The 19,280-nt window shown below is 71.4% G+C and carries 19 protein-coding genes; 8 read left to right on the top strand and 11 right to left on the bottom strand.

The window, feature by feature from the left end; all coding sequences use genetic code 11:
* Position 1 precedes the first annotated feature (1 nt).
* Complete coding sequence (locus ABZ896_RS30705; protein ID WP_360936223.1) at positions 2 to 538, bottom strand: (2Fe-2S)-binding protein; 537 nt, start codon at positions 536 to 538, stop codon at positions 2 to 4.
* Positions 538 to 1,428 carry a xanthine dehydrogenase family protein subunit M gene (locus ABZ896_RS30700; RefSeq protein ID WP_360936221.1) on the bottom strand — a complete coding sequence of 297 codons (891 nt, stop codon included), beginning with the start codon at positions 1,426 to 1,428 and terminating at the stop codon, positions 538 to 540. The genes ABZ896_RS30705 and ABZ896_RS30700 overlap by 1 nt, the downstream gene beginning before the upstream one ends.
* Positions 1,429 to 1,750: 322 nt before the next feature.
* Between ABZ896_RS30700 and ABZ896_RS30695 the strand changes: the two genes are divergently transcribed.
* Positions 1,751 to 3,424, top strand: a complete 1,674-nt coding sequence (locus tag ABZ896_RS30695; protein ID WP_360936219.1) for a PucR family transcriptional regulator ligand-binding domain-containing protein — start codon at positions 1,751 to 1,753, stop codon at positions 3,422 to 3,424.
* A 127-nt stretch (positions 3,425 to 3,551) separates the two neighbouring features.
* Positions 3,552 to 4,325, top strand: coding sequence for a hypothetical protein (locus ABZ896_RS30690; RefSeq protein ID WP_360936217.1), 774 nt, complete (start codon positions 3,552 to 3,554; stop codon positions 4,323 to 4,325).
* 335 nt (positions 4,326 to 4,660) lie between these two features.
* Here ABZ896_RS30690 and ABZ896_RS30685 read toward each other — a convergent pair whose 3' ends face one another.
* Positions 4,661 to 5,458, bottom strand: a complete 798-nt coding sequence (locus ABZ896_RS30685; RefSeq protein ID WP_360936215.1) for a GntR family transcriptional regulator — start codon at positions 5,456 to 5,458, stop codon at positions 4,661 to 4,663.
* A 169-nt stretch (positions 5,459 to 5,627) separates the two neighbouring features.
* Here ABZ896_RS30685 and ABZ896_RS30680 point away from each other — a divergent pair, with 169 nt between their 5' ends.
* The gene (locus ABZ896_RS30680; protein ID WP_360936214.1) at positions 5,628 to 6,458 is read left to right on the top strand and encodes a (2Fe-2S)-binding protein; all 831 of its coding nucleotides are present in this window, start codon (positions 5,628 to 5,630) and stop codon (positions 6,456 to 6,458) included.
* Positions 6,459 to 6,785: 327 nt separating this feature from the next.
* Positions 6,786 to 7,826, top strand: a complete 1,041-nt coding sequence (locus ABZ896_RS30675) for a DUF2637 domain-containing protein (protein ID WP_360936212.1) — start codon at positions 6,786 to 6,788, stop codon at positions 7,824 to 7,826.
* An 84-nt stretch (positions 7,827 to 7,910) separates the two neighbouring features.
* Here ABZ896_RS30675 and ABZ896_RS30670 read toward each other — a convergent pair whose 3' ends face one another.
* The 3 genes from ABZ896_RS30670 to ABZ896_RS30660 form a co-directional block, all read right to left on the bottom strand.
* Positions 7,911 to 8,363, bottom strand: coding sequence for an ATP-binding protein (locus ABZ896_RS30670; RefSeq protein WP_360936210.1), 453 nt, complete (start codon positions 8,361 to 8,363; stop codon positions 7,911 to 7,913).
* Between the two features lie 745 nt (positions 8,364 to 9,108).
* Positions 9,109 to 9,573, bottom strand: coding sequence for a hypothetical protein (locus ABZ896_RS30665; RefSeq protein ID WP_360936208.1), 465 nt, complete (start codon positions 9,571 to 9,573; stop codon positions 9,109 to 9,111).
* A gap of 99 nt (positions 9,574 to 9,672) precedes the next feature.
* Positions 9,673 to 10,290, bottom strand: coding sequence for a hypothetical protein (locus ABZ896_RS30660; protein WP_360936206.1), 618 nt, complete (start codon positions 10,288 to 10,290; stop codon positions 9,673 to 9,675).
* A 220-nt stretch (positions 10,291 to 10,510) separates the two neighbouring features.
* Here ABZ896_RS30660 and ABZ896_RS30655 point away from each other — a divergent pair, with 220 nt between their 5' ends.
* Positions 10,511 to 11,827: a helix-turn-helix transcriptional regulator gene (locus ABZ896_RS30655; RefSeq protein ID WP_360936204.1), complete on the top strand. Its 1,317-nt coding sequence runs from the start codon at positions 10,511 to 10,513 to the stop codon at positions 11,825 to 11,827.
* Complete coding sequence (locus tag ABZ896_RS30650) at positions 11,817 to 12,239, top strand: hypothetical protein (RefSeq protein WP_360936202.1); 423 nt, start codon at positions 11,817 to 11,819, stop codon at positions 12,237 to 12,239. The genes ABZ896_RS30655 and ABZ896_RS30650 overlap by 11 nt, the downstream gene beginning before the upstream one ends.
* Before the next feature lie 10 nt (positions 12,240 to 12,249).
* Here ABZ896_RS30650 and ABZ896_RS30645 read toward each other — a convergent pair whose 3' ends face one another.
* The 3 genes from ABZ896_RS30645 to ABZ896_RS30635 form a co-directional block, all read right to left on the bottom strand.
* Positions 12,250 to 12,630: a VOC family protein gene (locus ABZ896_RS30645; protein ID WP_360936201.1), complete on the bottom strand. Its 381-nt coding sequence runs from the start codon at positions 12,628 to 12,630 to the stop codon at positions 12,250 to 12,252.
* A 78-nt stretch (positions 12,631 to 12,708) separates the two neighbouring features.
* On the bottom strand, positions 12,709 to 14,451 hold the full coding sequence (locus ABZ896_RS30640) for a pyruvate dehydrogenase (protein WP_360936199.1): 1,743 nt from the start codon (positions 14,449 to 14,451) through the stop codon (positions 12,709 to 12,711).
* A 54-nt stretch (positions 14,452 to 14,505) separates the two neighbouring features.
* Positions 14,506 to 16,440 (bottom strand): protein phosphatase 2C domain-containing protein, encoded by a 1,935-nt coding sequence (locus ABZ896_RS30635; RefSeq protein WP_360936197.1) that lies wholly within the window; start codon positions 16,438 to 16,440, stop codon positions 14,506 to 14,508.
* A gap of 254 nt (positions 16,441 to 16,694) precedes the next feature.
* Here ABZ896_RS30635 and ABZ896_RS30630 point away from each other — a divergent pair, with 254 nt between their 5' ends.
* A complete protein-coding gene (locus ABZ896_RS30630) occupies positions 16,695 to 17,177 on the top strand; it encodes a DUF456 domain-containing protein (RefSeq protein WP_360936195.1) in 483 nt (160 codons plus the stop codon).
* Positions 17,178 to 17,248: 71 nt separating this feature from the next.
* On the opposite strand, the gene ABZ896_RS30625 is transcribed toward ABZ896_RS30630, so the two are convergent.
* Positions 17,249 to 18,259, bottom strand: coding sequence for an aldo/keto reductase (locus ABZ896_RS30625; RefSeq protein ID WP_360936193.1), 1,011 nt, complete (start codon positions 18,257 to 18,259; stop codon positions 17,249 to 17,251).
* A gap of 104 nt (positions 18,260 to 18,363) precedes the next feature.
* On the opposite strand from ABZ896_RS30625, the gene ABZ896_RS30620 reads away from it, so the two are divergent.
* Positions 18,364 to 18,735, top strand: coding sequence for a PPOX class F420-dependent oxidoreductase (locus ABZ896_RS30620; protein WP_360936191.1), 372 nt, complete (start codon positions 18,364 to 18,366; stop codon positions 18,733 to 18,735).
* On the opposite strand, the gene ABZ896_RS30615 is transcribed toward ABZ896_RS30620, so the two are convergent.
* Entirely contained in the window at positions 18,732 to 19,214 is a 483-nt protein-coding gene (locus ABZ896_RS30615; RefSeq protein WP_360936189.1) for a methylated-DNA--[protein]-cysteine S-methyltransferase, read from the bottom strand. The genes ABZ896_RS30620 and ABZ896_RS30615 overlap by 4 nt on opposite strands.
* Positions 19,215 to 19,280 lie beyond the last annotated feature (66 nt).

The raw sequence follows: 19,280 nt of genomic DNA, 5'->3' as shown, positions 1-19,280 counted from the left end.
TTCAGACCCCCTCGGACTGCCGGGCGGCCGCGAGGCGGACCGCGTCCATGATCTTCTCGTAGCCCGTGCAGCGGCACAGGTTGCCCGAGAGCGCCTCGCGGATGTCCGCGTCGCTCGGGTTGGGGGTGCGCTCCAGCATCTCGTCGGCGGCGACCAGCAGCCCCGGCGTGCAGAAACCGCACTGGACGGCGCCGGCGTCGATGAACGCCTGCTGGATGGGCGAGAGTTCGGTGCCCTCGCCGGTCTGCGAGTCCTGTCCCTCAGGGGCCCGGTGTCCACACGCGCGGTGCTTGGCGTAGTCGGCGAGCCCCTCGACGGTGACGACCTCGCGGCCCTCCACCTGCCCCGCCGCCACCAGACACGAACACACGGGAACGCCGTCCAGCCGGACGGTACACGACCCGCACTCGCCCTGCTCGCAGGCGTTCTTGGACCCGGGGAGCCCGAGCCGCTCCCGCAGCACGTACAGCAGGGACTCGCCCTCCCACACGTCGTCGGCCTCCTGCGGACGTCCGTTGACAGTGAAGTTGACGCGCATCAGGCGACTCCCTCCGTGCGGGCGGCCGTGCCGCGGTACGACTCCCAGGTCCAGGTCAGCGTGCGGCGGGCCATGATCCCGACGGCGTGGCGGCGGTAACTGGCCGTCCCCCGGACGTCGTCGATCGGGTTGCAGGCGGCCGAGCACAGGTCCGCGAACTGCTTGACGACCGAAGGCGTGATGACCTTCCCGTTCTCCCAGAACCCGCCTTCCTCCAGAGCGGCGTTCAGGAACTCCTCGGCGGCCTTGGCCCGGACGGGCGTGGGAGCGGCGGACCCGATACCGGTCCGCACGGTCCGCGTCTCGGGGTGGAGAGCGAGCCCGAAGGCGCACACGGCGATGACCATGGCGTTCCTGGTCCCCACCTTGCTGTACTGCTGAGGCCCGTCGGCCTTCTTCACATGAACGGCGCGAATGAGCTCGTCGGCCGCCAGCGCGTTGCGCTTCACGCCGGTGTAGAAGGCGTCGATCGGGATGAGCCGCGAGCCCCGTACGGACTCCACCTCGACCTCGGCGCCGGCCGCGAGGAGCGCGGGGTGGGCGTCACCGGCGGGAGAGGCGGTCCCGAGGTTGCCGCCGACGCCGCCGCGGTTGCGGATCTGCGGGGAGGCGACGGTGTGCGAGGCGAGCGCGAGCCCCGGCAGCTCGCCGCGCAGGTTCTCCATGATCTTCGTGTAGGGCACCGAGGCGCCCAGCCGCACACTCTCCTCGCCGACCTCCCACTCGTAGAGGTCACCGATGCGGTTGAGGTCGAGGAGGTACTCGGGCCGACGGTGGTCGAAGTTGATCTCGACCATCACATCGGTGCCACCCGCAATCGGCACAGCGGTGGGGTGCTCGGCTTTCGCGGCGAGCGCCTCCTCCCAGCTGGCGGGGCGAAGGAAGTCCATGACCGGCTCTCTTCTGCGTCTCGTGATCGTACGGATCGAGCCAGATCGGGTGCGGCGGGCCCGGCTCGTTCATGTGCTGTTTACGCGGAGTGGAGTCAGTACACAGCGGTGTACTCCGACGGGGTCAGTCACGGAAACCATGAAGGAGTTGGCTGGTCGGGACCCTCATCTTGTAGATTCGTATGAACGGAGGTCCTCAGTAACCTCTGCGTTTTCCAGTGGAAACGTGCGGCACACCCCACGTGACCTGGGCCACAGTCGGCCCGCTCCACCGACTCCCCTCCCACCATGGTTTTCGAGACAAAGAACGGCGGCGACGAGAATGCGGCTGCGCGCACTGCTGGACACCGACGCGCTGGGCCTGCGGCTGCTCGGCGGCGAGGACGAACTGGACCGGACCGTGCGCGGGGTGATGACCACCGACCTGCGCGACCCGAGCCGCTATCTCTCGGGCGGCGAACTGGTCCTGACGGGCCTCGCCTGGCGCCGTGACGCCACCGACTCGGAGCCTTTCGTACGACACCTCGTACAGGCCGGGGTCATCGCGCTGGCGTCCGGCACCGCGGAGTTCGGGTACGTCCCCGAGGACCTGGTGGTGGCCTGCTCCCGGCACCGCCTCCCGCTCTTCTCGGTGGACGAGTCGGTGGCCTTCGCGACGATCACCGAGCACGTCGTACGCCAGGTGTCCGGCGAGCGCGCGGGCGACCTGGCGGCCGTGGTGGACCGGCACCGCCGCATGATGACGTCAGGACCCGCGGGCGGCGGCCCGGACGTGGTCCTGGACCTGCTGGGCACCGACCTGGACCTGCGCGCCTGGGTGCTGTCCCCCACCGGTCGCCTGATCGCGGGCCCGAAGACGGCGGGCCCGGGCCTGCCCGCGGACGTCTGCGCACAGCTGGCGGCCGAGCACCTGGCGGCGACCCGCACCGGCCGCCGGGGCCCGCACCGCGTCACGCTCGGCCCGTCGACGTACTCCCTCTTCCCGGTCCGCTCCTCGGCCCGCTCCCCGCAGGCCGCCCGGGACGTCCGCGAGACGGTCCTGTCGGAGTGGCTGCTGGCGGTCGAGGCGGACGCCGGGGACTGGCCGGAGGAGCGCCTGGACCTCCTCCAGGGCGTCACCCAGCTGATCGCGGTGGAACGCGACCGCAGGGACGCCGCCCGTACGGTCCGCCGCCGGCTGGCCCAGGAGGTCCTGGAGCTGGTCCAGGCGGGCGCGGCCCCCGCGGAGATCGCCGCGCGCCTCAGGGTGGCCGCCCCGGTCCTCCTGCCCGGCCTCGGCGCCGCCCCGCACTGGCAGGTGGTCGTCGCCCGGGTCGAATGGCAGGGCGCCGAGCTGGAGGACGGCCCGGTGGCCCAGTCCCTCCTGGAGGAGATCCTGGTCGACCCGCAGGCCACCGGCCCGGAACCCTTGGACCGCATCGCGGTCGCCCACATGGCGGACGAGGCGATCGCCCTGGTCCCCCTCCCCGCGGTGTCCACCGAGCACGACGGCTCGGAGACCGGGATCCTCGCGGACGCGCTCCTGGAGGCGATCCGGGACCCCCTCTCCGCGGGCCTGGACGACGACGGCAGGGTCACCCTCGGCGTCAGCGCGTCGGTCCACTCGGCGGAGGGCCTCAGAGGCGCCCTGGAGGAGGCGCGGCACGCCCGCAGAGTGGCGGCGGCCCGCCCGGGCAGAGTCTGCGCGGCAGGCCACCAGGAACTGGCCTCTCACGTCCTCCTGCTCCCCTTCGTCCCTGACGACGTACGGCGAGCCTTCACGGCCCGCCTCCTGGACCCCCTGCGCGACTACGACCGCCGCCACCGCGCCGAACTGATCCCCACCCTCGAAGCGTTCCTGGACTGCGACGGCTCCTGGACCCGCTGCGCCACCCGTCTCCACCTGCACGTCAACACGCTGCGCTACCGCGTCGGACGGATCGAGCAGTTGACGAGCCGGGACCTCAGCCGCCTTGAGGACAAGCTGGATTTCTTCCTGGCACTGAGAATGAGCTGAAACTCAGGAAGGTACCGGACCCCACGACTTTGTGAATTCCTTCACCCACCCCCTTGGCCGGGCATGGCGATCCGTGCTGAGATTCCGCCACCACTCAAAGCTCGATGGCGTGCTCGGGGAGGGCAACGTGGCGCATACCGCCATGTCTGGTAACGGAACGACCGCCGGTGACGATCCACTCCAGACCGCGGTGTGGCGGCTGCGCTCCCGGGCCTGCTGGGCCGACGCGGCCGCCCTGCTGGAACCGGTCACCCCCGCGACGGCCCTCCAACGCACAGCGCTCCTGGTGGAACGCTGCCTCTACACGGAACAGGGCTGGCCCGAAGCCGAGGACGCCCTCCGCACGGCCGAGGCCCTGGCCCACACCGACGACGAGCGCGGCGCGGCCGCTTGTGAACGAGGGCAACTTGCCTACGCGGCAACCCTCCACGGCGTCCGCGACCGAGCCGACGAAGCGCGCGCCGCCCTCGGCCGCGCCGCCGCGCTGATCCCTCCGGGGGCGCCGCAGAGGGCCCTCCTGGACTTCCGCAGGGGCCTCCTGGCCGAGAACCTCGCACACGCCCCCCAGGCCGCAAGGGCCGCGTATCGCCGGGCACATGCGGGGGCGACGGCCGGCGAAGACCCCCTCCTGCTCTCCTTCACCTGGCGCCACCTGGCCGGACTCGCCCTCCGAGAAGGCGAGTTGGCCGAAGCCCGCCACGGCTTCGCCGAATCCCTGCGCATCCGAGAGGAGTTGGGCTACCTCGTCGGCACGGCACCGGCCCTCGCATCTCTGGCCGACGCCGAGGTGGAGCCCGAGGCGTCCCGACTGCGCGAGGAGGCACGGCGGTTGTACCGGCTGCTCGGCGGGGTCCCGACATGGCTGGCCCGGCAGCTGTCTCCACCGGCTGCGAGTGCGTGAATCGCTTCACGGGGTGGGGGGTATCGGCGCGATGGCGACTGCGACCCGGTGGGGGCTGGTCGCGCAGTTCCCCGCGCCCCTAGGGAGTTGCAGGCAACGCGAGCCCCTATGCACCGTTGGCCGCGTACGGCGCGCAGGGGTCGGGGGCGGGGGGTGTCCGCCCGCAGCGGCCGGCGTCCGTTGCCCAGTACTTCTCAATCGACAGCTACCGCCGGACCGAGGACGGATACCCCCCGCCCCCGGCCCCGACCCACCACCGAACCGTAGGCGCGTCTTTCAGGGGCGCGGGGAACTGCGCAAAACGCCCGCCCCCACCGAACCCGCAGACAACCAACTCACGCCCCAGCGAAGTGCTCCCCCACCAACACCCGCACCACATCCAGGTCACGAGCAATCAACGCATCCAACAACGCCGCGTGCTCCGCCGCATCCGCAACAAGATCCCCCCGCACCACACCCGCCCCACCCCCCAACGACCACTGCGACCGCCGATGCAGATCCTCCGCCACCTGCACCAACTGCAAGTTCCCCGACAACCCCAACACCCCCCGGTGAAACGCAAGATCGGCCTCCGCATACGCAGCCCGGCACCCCGAAGACGCCGCCCGCACCGTCCCCTCCGCCAACGGCCGCAACTCAGCCCACCGCTCCACCGCCACACTCCGCGCCAGCCGAAGAATCACCGGCACCTCGATCAGCGCCCGCACCTCCCCCAGCTCCGCCAACTCCCGAGCCCCCCGCTCGACAACCCGGAACCCCCGATTCGGCACCACCTCGACGGCGCCCTCCAGCGCAAGCTGCTGCATCGCCTCACGAACAGGCGTCGCCGACACCCCGAACCGCTCCCCCAACGCCGGCGCCGAGTACACCTCCCCCGGCTGCAACTCCCCCGCCACCAACGCCGTACGCAGGGCGTCGAGTATCTGCCCCCGCACAGAGGCCCGCTGCACCACAGGCCGAGGAATCGGCACCTCACTATGGGTGTGCTCCCCCCGAACCCCACCCCCGACAGCAGCCCGCCCCCGTTCGGAACCGGCGACATCCGCAGCCCGCACCTGAGCAGGCACCCGCGCCACCCCAGCCGCGTACCCCGGCACCCCCACCCCGGCGGAGCCCTGCGCACCCTGCTTCACGGGTCCTCCTCCGGACGTGTCAGTACTTGCGGTCATTACGGCGGGTTGTTACTCACCCGTCAAGCACCTTAGGCGCAGAACGCCTCAGTTCAAATCCCGACCAAGACGGGTAAGGTAAGCCTTACCTCTAGCCCGTCCGCGCAAGACGACTGCGAATCGGTGACCCCGCATGCCCGTCACAGCCGCCTACACCCAGGTCACACAGGTGTTCCCGTACCTGACGGTCACAGAAGTGGACAAAGCCACCCCTCTCCCCTCCACGGACGGCTGGATCACGACAGAGGCGCTCGCGACGGACGAACAAGCCCTCGACGCCTTCCTGACCTGGGACGACGAACAGGTACAGCGGGACAACAACCAAAAAGGCCGCCCCGACGTCATAGCCAGCTTCGGCCTGCACCGCTACGCCTGGCCGGCCTGTCTCCTCTTCACGGTCCCCTGGTTTCTGCACCGCAGGGTCCCCCGCTTCCCGGTGACCCACGTCTCCTACGACCGCACCCGGGGCCCGATGGCCTTCACGGTCCGCCCGACGACCTTCGCCTGCCTCCCGGACGACCCCGCGGCGAAGCACCCCGACGCCCGCCCCGTCCCGGACGAGGACGCCCTGCGCGCCGAACTGCGGCACGCGATCGCGGAGCACATGGAACCGGTCCTCGCGAGCTTCGGCCCCCGGATGCGCCGCCGCGGCCGCTGGCTGTGGGGGATGGTGACGGACGAGATCGTCGAGGGGCTCTGGTACGTCGCCGAGCTCCTCGGCGAGGACGAGAAGCGCCGCGCCGAGCACGCGCTCGACCTCCTGCTGCCGGGCACGACGAAGCCGTACGTAGGCTCCCCAGGCTTCCGCGTCCTCACGGACCCGGACGGACGGCCGCTGCCCACCCGCGACCGGGCGAGCTGCTGCATGTACTACACACTCGACCCGGACGACACCTGCGCCAACTGCCCGCGCAACTGCGAGGCGGACCGGATCGCCAAGCTCACGGCGGCCGCGGCGAGTTGATGCCCCCTCAGGGATCCCCGCAAGGGGACCCCCCTGACAGGGCCCGATCAGCGTCCCGTAAGATCAACGCCGTCTAGGACTCTCGTTGGGTTACAGGTAATTCACAACTTCCTCACTCGGCGCAGGAACTTTCCGTGGAACCACCCGTACGGGTAGTCTTATTCGAACTCAACTCCCGCCCCTCAAGCGGCAGTTCGAGCAAAACGCCGCCCTGGGCAACTCCCTTGCACCTCCTTGGCGGCCTCTTGCCCCGAAACCCCCTGAGGGCCGGTGGGATTGGGCCACTATGGCGGGCGTTACGCCCTATCCCAATGCAAGGGACCCCAGATGAGACTGACCGACATATCGCTGAACTGGCTGCTCCCGGGCGCCGTACTGCTCCTGGGCATGCTGGCGGCGGTGGCGGTGCTCGCGCGGAGCAAGCGGTCCGGCGGGGAGCACGCGAAAGACGACTCGTGGGAGCGCAGCGAGGAGCGCCGCAGGCGCAAGGAGGCCATATACGGCACCGCCTCCTATGTCCTTCTGTTCTGCTGTGCGGCGGTCGCCGCCGCCCTCTCCTTCCGCGGCCTGGTCGGCTTCGGTGAGGAGAACCTGAGCCTCTCCGGCGGCTGGCAGTACCTGGTGCCGTTCGGCCTGGACGGCGCGGCGATGTTCTGTTCCGTGCTCGCGGTGCGCGAGGCCAGCCACGGCGACGCGGCCCTCGGCTCCCGGATACTGGTGTGGACGTTCGCGGGCGCGGCGGCCTGGTTCAACTGGGTGCACGCCCCGCGCGGCTTCGGCCACGACGGCGCGCCCCAGTTCTTCTCCGGCATGTCGCTCTCGGCGGCCGTGCTGTTCGACCGCGCGCTGAAGCAGACCCGCCGCGCCGCGCTGCGTGAGCAGGGCCTGGTGCCGCGGCCGCTGCCGCAGATCCGGGTGGTGCGCTGGCTGAGGGCGCCGCGTGAGACGTACAAGGCCTGGTCGCTGATGCTCCTTGAGAACGTCCGCAGCCTCGACGAGGCGGTCGACGAGGTCCGCGAGGACGCTCGGCAGAAGGAGAACGCCCGTATCCGGCGCCGGGAGCAGCAGCGTGTCGAGCGGGCGCAGCTCAAGGCCATCAGCCGCGGTCACCGTGGCTTCGTCGGCCGCGGCGGACGGCACCAGCTGGAGCAGCCGCCGCAGGCCGCGGCCCTGGAGCGCGCTACGGAGCCTGCCATATCGACGCCGGAGCCCCAGCCGCTGCCCGTACGGCAGCGTCCGTCGCTCCAGCCCGTTCGTCATGGGGCTGACTCCTCCGTCGACCTCACCGCGGAGGACGACACAATGGCCCTGCCGCGACTCGACTCCCTGGAGCGCAAGCTCAAGGACCTGGAGCAGCAGTTCGGCTAGGAAGCTGAAGCACCACGGGAAGGGGGCGTGACCGCTGCGGTCACGCCCCCTTCCGTTCGTCTCACGCCACTTCGGCGACCGGTCTCACGCCGCTTCCGCGTCGAGTTCGAACCAGACGGACTTCCCGACGCCGTGCGCCCGGACGCCCCAGGCGTCCGCGAGGGACTGCACCAGGACCAGTCCCCTGCCGTGCGTACCGTCGTCGGCGTTCGGTACGGACAGCCGGGGCCGGCGGGCCACGAAGTCCCTGACCTCCACTCTCAGGGCCCGGGGGCCCACGGTGGCGGTGACCACCGCGTCGTGGTCGGTGTGGACGAGTGCGTTGGTGACCAGTTCACTGGTGAGCAGTTCGGCTATCTCGGATCGTCCGGGCCTCCCCCATTGTCGTAACAGCTCGCGCAGCGCCCTACGGGTCTCGGGTACCGCCCCCAGGTCCGCCCGCTCCAGTCTGCGCCGGAGCTGCGGCGCCGGCGCCCGCTCCGTGGCGCTGTCGGCCTTCTCCTCCACTGTCGGTGCCGAGAAGGCCCCGCCTGCCATGGGACCGCCTCCTCGCGCCTGCCTCTTCATGACCCCCGCCCGCGTGCCGATGTCGGTTCCCCTCCTGCTCGAACACGTTCACGGGGATCCATGCCCGATAGTTCATGGGGCAGTCATGTCGAATCATCAACGACCAGGTGTTCGGCCACTTTGGAAGCGGTACGGGCGTCCCGGACCGCGTCCTCGCCGCCGCGCGGAAGCGGTCGTACCCGGTGATCGACCATCAACTCGGGCCCGCCCGCCGGACCGTGGGTGTGCCCCTGGTCCCGTCCGTGTGGCATGTGCCCGGCCTTCCGGTGCCGACGGGCCGGGCGGGACGGGCCGCCCACGAACTCCCGCGCGCCGGACGGGGATCAGGAAATCCCTGGTCGACGGGTGGGTTCCGCTCTCAAGGCCGTACCCGGGAAGGGACCGCGGCCTCGGGAACCGGTCGAGGCGTCTGTCGTACGACGTCCCGGGCGCCCTTGCGCAGGCGCGCGCCCGTGGGTCCGGGCGAGCCGGTGCGTCCGCCCCCGGGGACGGCGGCCGACCTCGTGGGACCGGACCGTTCAGGGCCCGCGCGCCCGGGAGACACCCTGACCGCAGCGGCTGGGCCCATCTGCCGACGCGGCGCTGCCGACGTCGCCGTACGCGACAAAGAGCGAAACTGGCCGGAATCCACTGCCCTTGGTCGGCACATGCGGAAACGGCCGCGGTCCGGATCCCCCCTGAGTTCCGAACCGCGGCCGCGGGTGTGCGGCGTCCGCTACTTGGCGCCGAGGCCCTTGTCCCCGATGTGGAAGATCTTGTGGCTGCCACGGGTCATGTCGACGACCAGCGTGGAGGTGCTGTCCTTGCTCCAGGTGAGGGTGATGACGGCCTCCGTGCGGTCGGCGGTGGAGCCGTTGTCGGTGACCTTCCAGGCGAGCGGGACGTTCTGGGCGCGCAGGACGCCGTTGGCGTGGTTGCGCTCCTCCCAGGCGTCGAGTTCCTTCTGGAAGGCGGGCGTGAGGTAGTGGGCGCGCAGGGCGTCCTGGAGGGCGCCGCTGCCCTCGTCGTTCACGGCGTCGATGTAGGCGCCGTAGAAGTCGGCGATGCGGGTGATGTTGTCGGACGGCTTGCCGCTGACGGAGCGCGGTGCCCCGGCGGAGGCCTGGGCCGTCGCGCCCAGGCCGAGGACCAGGGCGAGGCCGGCGGCCAGGGTGGTGCGGCGGACGGTCGTGCGGTTCATGGGTGTTCCCCCGTGTCTGGTGGTTCCGGTCTTGGTGTGGTGCTGTGGTCATTGCGGGGCCGCCCGCCCGACCCCCGTGCGGGAGGGCGGCCCCGGTTCTCAGTGGAGCCTGTTCACCGCGGTCGTGGTCGTCTTCTTGAACGCCTTCACCGGCGCGCTGCCGAGGTCGCCCATCTGTCCCCAGTCGACGACGGTCACGGTCCGGCCGTCCCGGCCCACCGCCAGGAGGCTCACGTCGAGGGCGCCGTAGGAGGTCTCGGTCTCCAGGCCGTACACATGGGCGCCCTCCTCGACGGAGAGCTTCCCGTAGTCCTTGCCGGTGGCCTCGGTCCCCGGGTCGGCCTTCTCGATCCGGGCCGCGCAGGACTTCATGTCCTTGTTCAGCCGGGAGACCAGGTTCTTGGCCGCCTTGGTGTCAGGCAGGACGACGGTGACCTGGCGGGCGCTCGTCTCCAGGTCGGTACGGAACTCGCGGTGCCAGGCGGACGCGTGGGCCGGGACACCGGCCCGCACACAGACGCCGAGCCCCGCCTCACCCGCCCCGCGGGTGACCTTCCCTGCGGTCCAGGACGAACTCGGGTGCGGCGGGAGGTCGGCGGCCTTGAGGAAGCCGGGCGCCTTGGGCGCGGCCTGCGCCGGAGTGGCGAGCGTCGCGCCGAGGGCGAGACCGGTGACGGCGAGTGCGGCGAGCACGCCGGCTCGGATGCGCATGGGCATGGGTGTCCCCCGTGAATGAGTGCATGAGTGTGGGATGCCGCCCGGATCGCCGGTTGGTCGGTCCGGCCCTGGTCGGTGCGACACCAAGAGCATCGGCTGTCACAGGAGTCCGGCGCAACGATTGACGGGCGTTCACGGGTGGTGGAACCATCCCAGCCCATCTGACGTGCAGGTATAGAGGTGCCTGGGATACGGGATCTGACAGATCTGGGGAGAATCGTTGTCGGAAGCACAGGACCGCGGGGACGGCGTACGGGAGTTCTCGGCGCTGCTGCGGGGATTCAAGGACCGCACGGATCGCAGCTACGGCCAGCTGGCCCGGCGCCTCAACATGAACACCTCGACCCTGCACCGCTACTGCGCGGGGGACGCGGTACCGCTCGACTTCGCCCCGGTGGAACGATTCGCCGCGCTGTGCGGGGCGTCATCGGAGGAACGGCTGGAGCTGCACCGGCTGTGGCTGCTGGCGGTGGAGGAGCGGCAGCGGGCGCGGGAGCCGAAGCAGGAGGTTCCCAGCGAACCCGACGGTCCCGACGAACCCCTCGAAGAAACCGAACCGGAGGTCACGCTCCCGGCCGCCCCGCCGTCCACGCGCCCCTGGTACCGCCGTAGGCGCGTCGTCGTCGCCACGGCCGTCGCCGCGGCCCTGATCGCCACCGTCGGCACCCTCTCCGCGCTGCCGTCCGGGCGGTCGGCGTCCAAGGATGTCGCCGAGGCGCCCGCGCCCTCCTCCGGTGCCACGGCCTCGGGTACGGCTTCGCGCTCCCCGTCGCCCTCGGCGAGCGCCTCCTCCCCCACCGGTTCCCCCTCCTCGAAGGCCACCGGAACGCGGCCCTCCGCGAAGGGCACCGCCGGCCACACCTCGGGTACCGGCGGCACCGGCGGCTCCGGCGGGCAGACCGGCACCGGAACGCCCCTCACCTGGACCGTCGACTCCCACGTCTGGACGGCCGGCTGCGGGCACGACTACGTGATCGACAAGCCGCCCGCCGAGGTCCCGCCGCCGCCCGTCGCGCAGGACGCCGCGCTGTGGGCGGCGACACAGGGGGCCGTGCACGGCGGCGACACCAATGTGCGGATCTCGGTGCAGGGGCGGAACGCCACGGCCGTCGTCCTGGAGGCGCTGCGCGTCCGCGTGGTCACCCGCGAGGCGCCGCTGAAGGCCAACTCCTTCGCCATGGAGCAGGGGTGCGGCGGCGCCCTGACCCCCCGCTACTTCTCCGTGAACCTCGACGCCGACCGCCCGATCGCCCACTCGGAGTCGGGCAACGACGGCGAGCACGTCATCCCGGCGATCCAGATGCCCTACCGGGTCTCCTCCACGGACCCCGAGGTGCTGCTGGTCACCGCCAAGACCGTGACCTGCGCGTGCAGTTGGTACCTGGAGCTGGACTGGTCCTCGCAGGGCCGCACGGGCACGGTCCGCGTCGACGACGACGGCCGGCCCTTCCGCACCACCGGCATCAAGGGCCTGCCCCGATACTGGTACGGCACGAACGACAGCGGACAGCGAGGGTGGGTGCCGTATGACGGCTGAGGCGACGAATCCGTCGTGGTGGGCGGAACTGGTCGGGATCAGCGAGGTGCTGGCGGACACCGACCGTGCCGACATCGAGCACTGGCGGGGTCCGGAGCCGGGCGACGACGACAGCCTCCCGCCGCTGACCGTCCGCCTGAGCGTCCTGGGTGCGGCCTACGGCAAGCACGCGGCCGAGTTCTCCCCGGATCAGGTGCGCCGGCTGTTCGGCCTGGTGGAGCGGGTCATGACGGAGGGCACCGACGAGGAGGGTACGGCCGTCGCCACCGGCTTCCTCGAAGCGGTGCTGAGCGCCTGGGACGAGGGGCTCGACCTCGCGGCCGTGTGGGAGCACGTGGGGCCGCGCTCCCGCGAGTACTGCCGCGGCTGGAACGACTTCACGGGCGTCGGGACACCCGGCTGGATGCGGTGAGGCACCCGCCTCAGAGCGGGTTGAGGCGGGCCTTGAGCAGGCAGAACTCGTTGCCCTCCGGGTCCTGGAGGACGTGCCACTGCTCCTCGCCGGTCTGACCGATGTCGGCCCGGCGCGCGCCGAGCTTCAGCAGGCGTTCGAGTTCGGCGTCCTGGTCGCGGTCGACGGGGTTGACGTCGATGTGGAGCCGGGTCTTGCCCGGCTCGGGCTCGTCCCGGCGGCTGAGGATGATCGTCGGCTGCGCCCCGCCGAACCCCTCACGCGGACCGATCTCGAACATCTCGTCCCCTTCGCGGTCGAGCACCACGAAGTCCAGTACCTCGCACCAGAACCGCGCGAGCACCTCCGGCTCACGACAACCGAGCACGAGCTCACTGATACGACATGCCATCGACAAGACCTTCTTTCCACGCGGAAACCACGGAGACGCTACCTGCCACCGGCCCCGGACGCGAAGGGATTTGACGATCTAGGGCCGCGGTACGTTGCGCAGGTTGGAGCGGGCCATCTGGAGCATGCGGCCCACTCCGCCGTCGAGGACGATCTTGGACGCGGAGAGGGCGAAGCCGGTGACCATCTCGGCGCTGATCTTCGGGGGAATGGAGAGGGCGTTGGGGTCGGTGACGACGTCGACGAGCGCCGGGCCCTTGTGCTTGAACGCCGCTTTCAGGGCGCCGGTCAGGTCCTTGGGCTTCTCGACACGCACGCCGTAGGCACCGCAGGCGCGGGCCACGGCCGCGAAGTCGGGGTTCTTGTTGGTGGTGCCGTACGACGGCAGTCCCGCGACCAGCATCTCCAACTCGACCATCCCCAGCGAGGAGTTGTTGAAGAGGACGACCTTGACCGGGAGGTCGTACTGCACGAGCGTGAGGAAGTCGCCCATCAGCATGGTGAATCCGCCGTCGCCCGACATGGAGACCACCTGCCGCCCCCGGTCGGTGAACTGCGCGCCGATCGCCATGGGCAGCGCGTTCGCCATCGAGCCGTGCGAGAACGAACCGATCACCCGGCGGCGGCCGTTGGGCGAGATGTAGCGCGCGGCCCAGACGTTGCACATCCCGGTGTCGACCGTGAACACCGCGTCGTCGTCGGCGAGTTCGTCGAGCACGGACGCCACGTACTCGGGGTGGATCGGGACGTGCTTCTCCACCTTCCTGGTGTACGCCTTGACGACCCCCTCCAGCGCGTCGGCGTGCTTCTTGAGCATCCGGTCGAGGAACCGCCGGTTCTCCTTGGCCTTCACCCGGGGCGTGAGACACCGCAGCGTCTCCTTCACGTCGCCCCACACCGCGAGGTCCAACTTGGAGCGGCGGCCGAGGTGTTCGGGCCGGACGTCGATCTGCGCGATCTTGACGTCGTCGGGGAGGAAGGCGTTGTACGGGAAGTCGGTGCCGAGCAGGATCAGCAGATCGCACTCGTGGGTGGCCTCGTAGGCGGCGCCGTAGCCGAGGAGCCCGCTCATGCCGACGTCGAATTTATTGTCGTACTGGATGTGTTCCTTCCCCCGAAGGGCGTGCCCGACCGGGGACTTGATCTTCTCCGCGAAGTCCATGACCTCGGTGTGCGCGCCCGCGGTGCCGCTGCCGCAGAAGAGGGTGATCTTCTCGGCCTTGTCGATCATCTCGACGAGCCGGTCGATCTCGGCGTCGCCGGGGCGGACGGTGGGGCGGGAGGTGACGAGGGCGGTCTCGGCGGACCGCTCGGGGGCGGGCTGGTCGGCGATGTCGCCGGGGAGAGAGACGACGCTGACGCCGGAGCGGCCGACGGCGTTCTGGATGGCGGTCTGGAGCAGCCGCGGCATCTGCTTGGGGCTGGAGATCAGCTCGCTGTAGTGGCTGCACTCGCGGAACAGCTGGTCGGGGTGGGTCTCCTGGAAGTACCCGAGGCCGATCTCGCTGGAGGGGATGTGCGAGGCGAGGGCGAGGACCGGGGCCATGGAGCGGTGGGCGTCGTAGAGGCCGTTGATGAGGTGGAGGTTGCCGGGCCCGCAGGAACCCGCACAGGCGGTGAGCCTGCCGGTGACCTGCGCCTCGGCGCCCGCGGCGAAGGCGGCGGTCTCCTCGTGTCGGACGTGCACCCAGTCGATGGCGGCGTTGCGGCGGACGGCGTCCACGACCGGGTTGAGGCTGTCGCCGACGACGCCGTACAGGCGCTTCACTCCGGCCTTGACGAGGATGTCCACGAACTGCTCGGCGATGTTCTGCTTGGCCATGGATCCATGCACCCCTTCGGTCTCCTTGGGTCCATCAATCCACAGTGGCCGCGATCACGCCTCCCAAACCGCGGCGGCCGTACGGTCGTCCGCATAACCCTTGACCCGGACTTGGGTGTCGGCGAGGAACGCGGCGAGACCGGGCGGGGCGGCGCCGTGCCACCGGCCGGTGAGGTACTCGCACAGGTCGGGTTCGCCGCGCAGCGGTTCGGCGAGGCCGCCGGTGCACATCAGGAGGGTGTCACCCGGGCGGGCGACGGAGGCGCGGAAGCGGAAGGGTTCGCGGGGCGGCTCGGGGGCGGGTTCGTAGGGGCTCGGCGGGGTGGGAATGCCGAGGTCCATGGTGAGGCGGTCGCCCTCGGGGGTCTCGGCGGGCAGGGAGCCGAAGCCGACGACGGGTTCGCCGGTGGTGTCGGTGAGCCGGGGCTCGATGTCGTGCCACTCTCCGTCGCGCAGCCGGAAGAGTCCGCCCGCGCCGACGCCGAAGAAGACGCGAGTACGGCACTCGGGGTCGGCGGGCAGGAGCAGACAGCGCAGGGTGGCGGCGTACTCCTCCGGGTCGACGCCCTGCTCGGAGGCGCTGGCGCGGAGCTTGCCGAGGCTGCGGTCGGTGAGGCGGTGCAGGCCGGACTTGAGGTCGCCGCGGCGGGCGGCCCTGAGGTCCTCGGCGAGCCTCGCGTGACTGCGGCCGACGGCCCGGCCGATCCAGTGACAGGCCTCGGCGGCGGCCCGGTGCGCGCCGGCGGTGGCCCGGGCGCCGGTGGCCATGGCGACGAGGATCAGCGCGTGGTCGCCGGTGCCGAAACGGGCGGTGAGCAGGGAGTCCCGGCGCGGCTCGCCGCGGTACCGGGCGGAGTCGCCGCGCACGGACACGGCCCGCAGCGTGCACGCCCCGTACCGGGCGCCGTCCAGCACGGTGTCCGCGACCAGGTCGTCCAACTCGTCCGGGTCGGCGGGCGGGAGGGCGGTGGGCTCGGCGTCGTAGGTCGGCGGCCCGGACCCGACGAACCCGACAGTGGGGAGGTCGAGGCGGGTGGCGGTACGGGTTGCCTGCGGCGCTCGGCCGATCGGCTCGGCGGCACCGGGCCTCTCGTCCTGGTGCCGGTCCGGGGCGGGGGGCGCGTCGGGGGGATCGGCTGGAGCGGGGTCAACGGGTACGGCGGACACGGCGGGTTCATGGGGCTCGACCGGCGGGACGGGCCGGTTGGGCTGGGTGGAGCCGGGGCCGGTGCGTCCGGGGATCTGGACCGGCGCGTCGAACCGCGTGGAGCCGGGGCCGATGCCGCCGTCCGGCTTGGCCGGTGCGGGCGGCTCGGGGGTACCGGGGGCGGAATCGGGGCCGGGAGTGGAGCCGAGGCCAGGGCGAGAGCGACCGGAGGCGTCAGGAGGTTCCACCGGTGCGTTCGGCTGGGTGAACCCGGGGCCGGTGCGGGGGGCTCCGCCGGGAGGTGCCGGGACGGGCTCCGACGCGGCCGCACGGGGCGCGGCCCACCAGTCGCTCGTCGCGGACGGCGTCTCCGCCGACGTACGACCACCGGATGGCGAGGCGGAGGCGGCGGGGGCGGGACTGCCGGGCGGCGGGGCCGAGACGCCGGGCCCGGGACTGCCGGAGGGTGGGGGCGGGGCCTCCTCGGAGGTGTGCTCGTCGAATCCGGGGGGCTTGGGGCCGGGCGGGAAGGGCGCGGGGGGTGGGGGTGCGTCGGACGGCGGCTCCGGATCCCCGGCCCTCGCCCCGGCGCCGTATCCCCCGGAACGGGGCGCGGGGACGCCTCCGTCCGGGCGTCGGCCCGAGCTGTCCGTGTCTCCTGCGCCTGCCCCGGGGGGCCGCGCTGTGCCCGGGACGTCGTTCAGTGTGTCGGCCGCCGAGGCGAAGCGGTCGTCCAGTGAGTCGGGGGCGCGGGTGGGGCCCGTGTCGCCCTTGGCGTCGTCGTACAGCTGCCCCCACCAGTCGTCCTCGTGACCGGTGGGCCTTCCCCCCTGCTGGCTCATGCCCCTAATTGTCCACCGCACGGGCCGGATGAAAACGGGGCATCCCGAAAATCGGGCACGCCGGCACGCACCGAACGGCGTGGCGGGTGATCCGCCGAACGGCCGTACGAATGGGGCCGCCGGACGGTTCCACCCCCCACGGGAGAACTGTCCGGCGACGGCCCTGAGTGTGACCCCCTTTCCTGTCCCTGAGCTGTGATTCACCCCTGTCTCGCTGACCTGCGACTTCACCGCGGCTCCGGCACCCTGGACAGATGGGAGCGTGGGATCTCCTGCTGGTCGGGCTGGTCATGCTGTTCGGCCTGGTCGGAGTACTGGTGCCCGGCGTACCGGGGTCGTGGCTGGTGTGGGCCGCGGTCCTGTGGTGGGCGCTGAAGGATCCGCAGCCGGTCGCGTGGGGTGTGCTGGTCGGCGCGACCATGTCCCTGTTCCTGTCCCAGGTGGTGCGCTGGTCCCTGCCGCCCCGACGACTGCGGCAGAGCGGTGCGACCCCGCGCATGGGGGTGTACGCCGGAGCAGGGGCGTTTCTCGGCTTCTGCCTGGTGCCCGTCGTGGGCGCGATCCCCGGCTTCATGGCCGGCATCTACCTCTACGAGCGGCTCCGCCTCGGCCGCCACGGCGAGGCGAGGGCCGCCCTGCGCACGGCGATGCGCTTGGGCGGCTCCAGCGTGCTCACGGAACTGTTCACCTGCCTGCTGATCGCGGGCGCGTGGCTGGGCGCGCTGATCTGGGGGTGACGTAGGCCTCGGTCCCCAAGAGATTCCGCGCGTCGGCTGGTCCAGCCTTCACGGCTGGTTGAGATGGAGGACTACCGGGAGCCCGCCGCAGGGCGCGACTTGTAGAAGGACTCCTCCAGGTAGGCGGTCCCGTGGGGCTGGTACGGCTCCTCCAGGTAGGCGGCCTCGGCTTCGTCGAGTTCGACGTCCACCGCGGCGACCGCGTCGGCCAGCTGGGCCGGCTTGGTGACCCCGACGACGGGCGAGGTCACCGCCGGGTTGCGCATGACCCAGGCCAGGGCGACCTGGGCCGGGGACAGACCCCGCCTGCCCGCGATCTCGTGGACGCGCTCGGCCACCGCCTGGTCCTCGTCGCGGTAGAGGATCCTGCCACCCGGGTCGGTCCCGGCACGTGCCGTGGCGGTGTCCCGGACCCGCGTCAGCCTGCCCCGCGCCAGCGGGCTCCACGGGATGACGCCGATGCCCTGGTCGGCGCAGAGCGGGATCATCTCCCGCTCCGCTTCCCGGTGGATGAGGTTGTAGTGGTCCTGCATCGACACGAACCGGGTCCAGCCGTTCAGGTCGGCCAGGTACAGGGCCTTGGCGAACTGCCAGGCGTACATGGAGGAGGCTCCGAGGTAGCGGACCTTCCCGGACCTGACCGCGTCGTGCAGCGCCTCAAGGGTTTCCTCGATCGGGGTGTCGTAGTCCCAGCGGTGGATCTGGTACAGGTCGATGTAGTCGGTCCCCAGTCGCTTCAGGGAGGCGTCGAGCTCGGCGAAGATCGCCTTGCGGGACAGCCCGGCGCCGTTCGGGCCGGGGCGCATCCGCATCCAGACCTTGGTGGCGAGAACGACCTCCTCGCGCCGGGCGAAGTCCTTGACCGCCCGGCCGACGATCTCCTCGCTGCTTCCGGCGCTGTACCCATTGGCCGTGTCGAGGAAGTTGACGCCGCTCTCGAGGGCCTGCTTGATGATGTCCCGGCCGGCGTCCGCGCCCAGCGACCAGGGCTCGCCGCCCCGGTCCGGCTCGCCGAAGCTCATACAGCCGAGGGCGATGGCGGAGACTTCCAGTCCGGTCGTTCCGAGTCTGATGTAGCGCATGCCTCCGAAACCTAGGAGTTGGAGTGCGCCCTAACGCAACTCGCGGGATCTCCAAGTCGTCAAGCCGATGCGCCGGGCACGCCGGACATGCTTCGCTGGCTGTCATGACCGCATTCAGCGAGGCCGAGCGCGCGTACCTGACATCACAGCGGCTGGGACGGCTCGCCACCGTCGACCCGCATGGGCAGCCGCAGGCGAACCCGGTCGGTTTCTTCCCCCAGGACGACGGCACGATCCTGATCGGCGGCTACGCGATGGGCCGCACCAAGAAGTGGCGCAACCTCCAGAAGAACCCGAAGGTCGCGCTGGTCGTCGACGACATCGTGAGCGTACGGCCGTGGCGGGTGCGCGGCATCGACATCCGCGGCGAGGCCGAACTCCTCACGGGCCCCCACGAGTTGGGCCCGCACTTCAGCGAGGAGGTGATCCGCCTGCATCCCCGCCGGATCCACAGCTGGGGCCTGGACGAGGACTAGAGCACGCCCTCCAGGGTGAGCAGCGCGGTCTTGCGGGGCAGGCCGCCCGCGTACCCGGTGAGGGCACCGCTCGCACCGATCACCCGGTGGCAGGGGCGCAGGATGAGCAGCGGGTTGGCGCCGATCGCGCCGCCGACGGCCCGGACGGCGACCCGGGAGGCCCCGACGCGGGCGGCGATCTCGCCGTACGTCGTGGTCGCGCCGTACGGCACGTCGTCCAGGGCGTCCCAGACCCGGCGCCGGAATTCGGTGCCCTGGGGGCTCAACTCCAGGTCGAACTCCTTGAGTTCCCCGGCGAAGTAGGCGGCCAGCTGCTCCTCGGCGCTCCGGAAGGGACCCGGGTCGTGGCGCCAACCCTCTTGCACGGTACGGCCGTTCTTCTGCTCGGGCACGGACAGCGAGGTCAGTGCGCCGGTGTCGTCGGCGGTCAGGAGCAACTGTCCGACGGGGCTGTCGAGGTGGGTCCAGCGGATGGTCATCGGTACTCCCGGGCGGAGGCCGAACTGACCATGCGCCGCGGCTACTTGAGCTGGGACGCGGGGCAC

It is taken from the genome of Streptomyces sp. NPDC047072 (genome assembly GCF_040643855.1).
In the GTDB taxonomy this organism is placed as follows: domain Bacteria; phylum Actinomycetota; class Actinomycetes; order Streptomycetales; family Streptomycetaceae; genus Streptomyces.
This window is presented reverse-complemented; position numbering and strand designations above follow the sequence as displayed.

Bases quoted from the DNA above. Each gene is read 5' to 3' on its own strand.
- ABZ896_RS30650 (WP_360936202.1), top strand. From the start codon at position 11,817: ATGACGGCTGAGGCGACGAATCCGTCGTGGTGGGCGGAACTGGTCGGG.
- ABZ896_RS30635 (WP_360936197.1), bottom strand. From the start codon at position 16,440: ATGAGCCAGCAGGGGGGAAGGCCCACCGGTCACGAGGACGACTGGTGG.
- ABZ896_RS30670 (WP_360936210.1), bottom strand. From the start codon at position 8,363: ATGGCAGGCGGGGCCTTCTCGGCACCGACAGTGGAGGAGAAGGCCGAC.
- ABZ896_RS30675 (WP_360936212.1), top strand. From the start codon at position 6,786: ATGAGACTGACCGACATATCGCTGAACTGGCTGCTCCCGGGCGCCGTA.
- ABZ896_RS30665 (WP_360936208.1), bottom strand. From the start codon at position 9,573: ATGAACCGCACGACCGTCCGCCGCACCACCCTGGCCGCCGGCCTCGCC.
- ABZ896_RS30640 (WP_360936199.1), bottom strand. From the start codon at position 14,451: ATGGCCAAGCAGAACATCGCCGAGCAGTTCGTGGACATCCTCGTCAAG.
- ABZ896_RS30660 (WP_360936206.1), bottom strand. From the start codon at position 10,290: ATGCCCATGCGCATCCGAGCCGGCGTGCTCGCCGCACTCGCCGTCACC.
- ABZ896_RS30615 (WP_360936189.1), bottom strand. From the start codon at position 19,214: ATGACCATCCGCTGGACCCACCTCGACAGCCCCGTCGGACAGTTGCTC.
- ABZ896_RS30620 (WP_360936191.1), top strand. From the start codon at position 18,364: ATGACCGCATTCAGCGAGGCCGAGCGCGCGTACCTGACATCACAGCGG.
- ABZ896_RS30645 (WP_360936201.1), bottom strand. From the start codon at position 12,630: ATGGCATGTCGTATCAGTGAGCTCGTGCTCGGTTGTCGTGAGCCGGAG.
- ABZ896_RS30630 (WP_360936195.1), top strand. From the start codon at position 16,695: ATGGGAGCGTGGGATCTCCTGCTGGTCGGGCTGGTCATGCTGTTCGGC.
- ABZ896_RS30625 (WP_360936193.1), bottom strand. From the start codon at position 18,259: ATGCGCTACATCAGACTCGGAACGACCGGACTGGAAGTCTCCGCCATC.
- ABZ896_RS30680 (WP_360936214.1), top strand. From the start codon at position 5,628: ATGCCCGTCACAGCCGCCTACACCCAGGTCACACAGGTGTTCCCGTAC.
- ABZ896_RS30695 (WP_360936219.1), top strand. From the start codon at position 1,751: ATGCGGCTGCGCGCACTGCTGGACACCGACGCGCTGGGCCTGCGGCTG.
- ABZ896_RS30705 (WP_360936223.1), bottom strand. From the start codon at position 538: ATGCGCGTCAACTTCACTGTCAACGGACGTCCGCAGGAGGCCGACGAC.
- ABZ896_RS30700 (WP_360936221.1), bottom strand. From the start codon at position 1,428: ATGGACTTCCTTCGCCCCGCCAGCTGGGAGGAGGCGCTCGCCGCGAAA.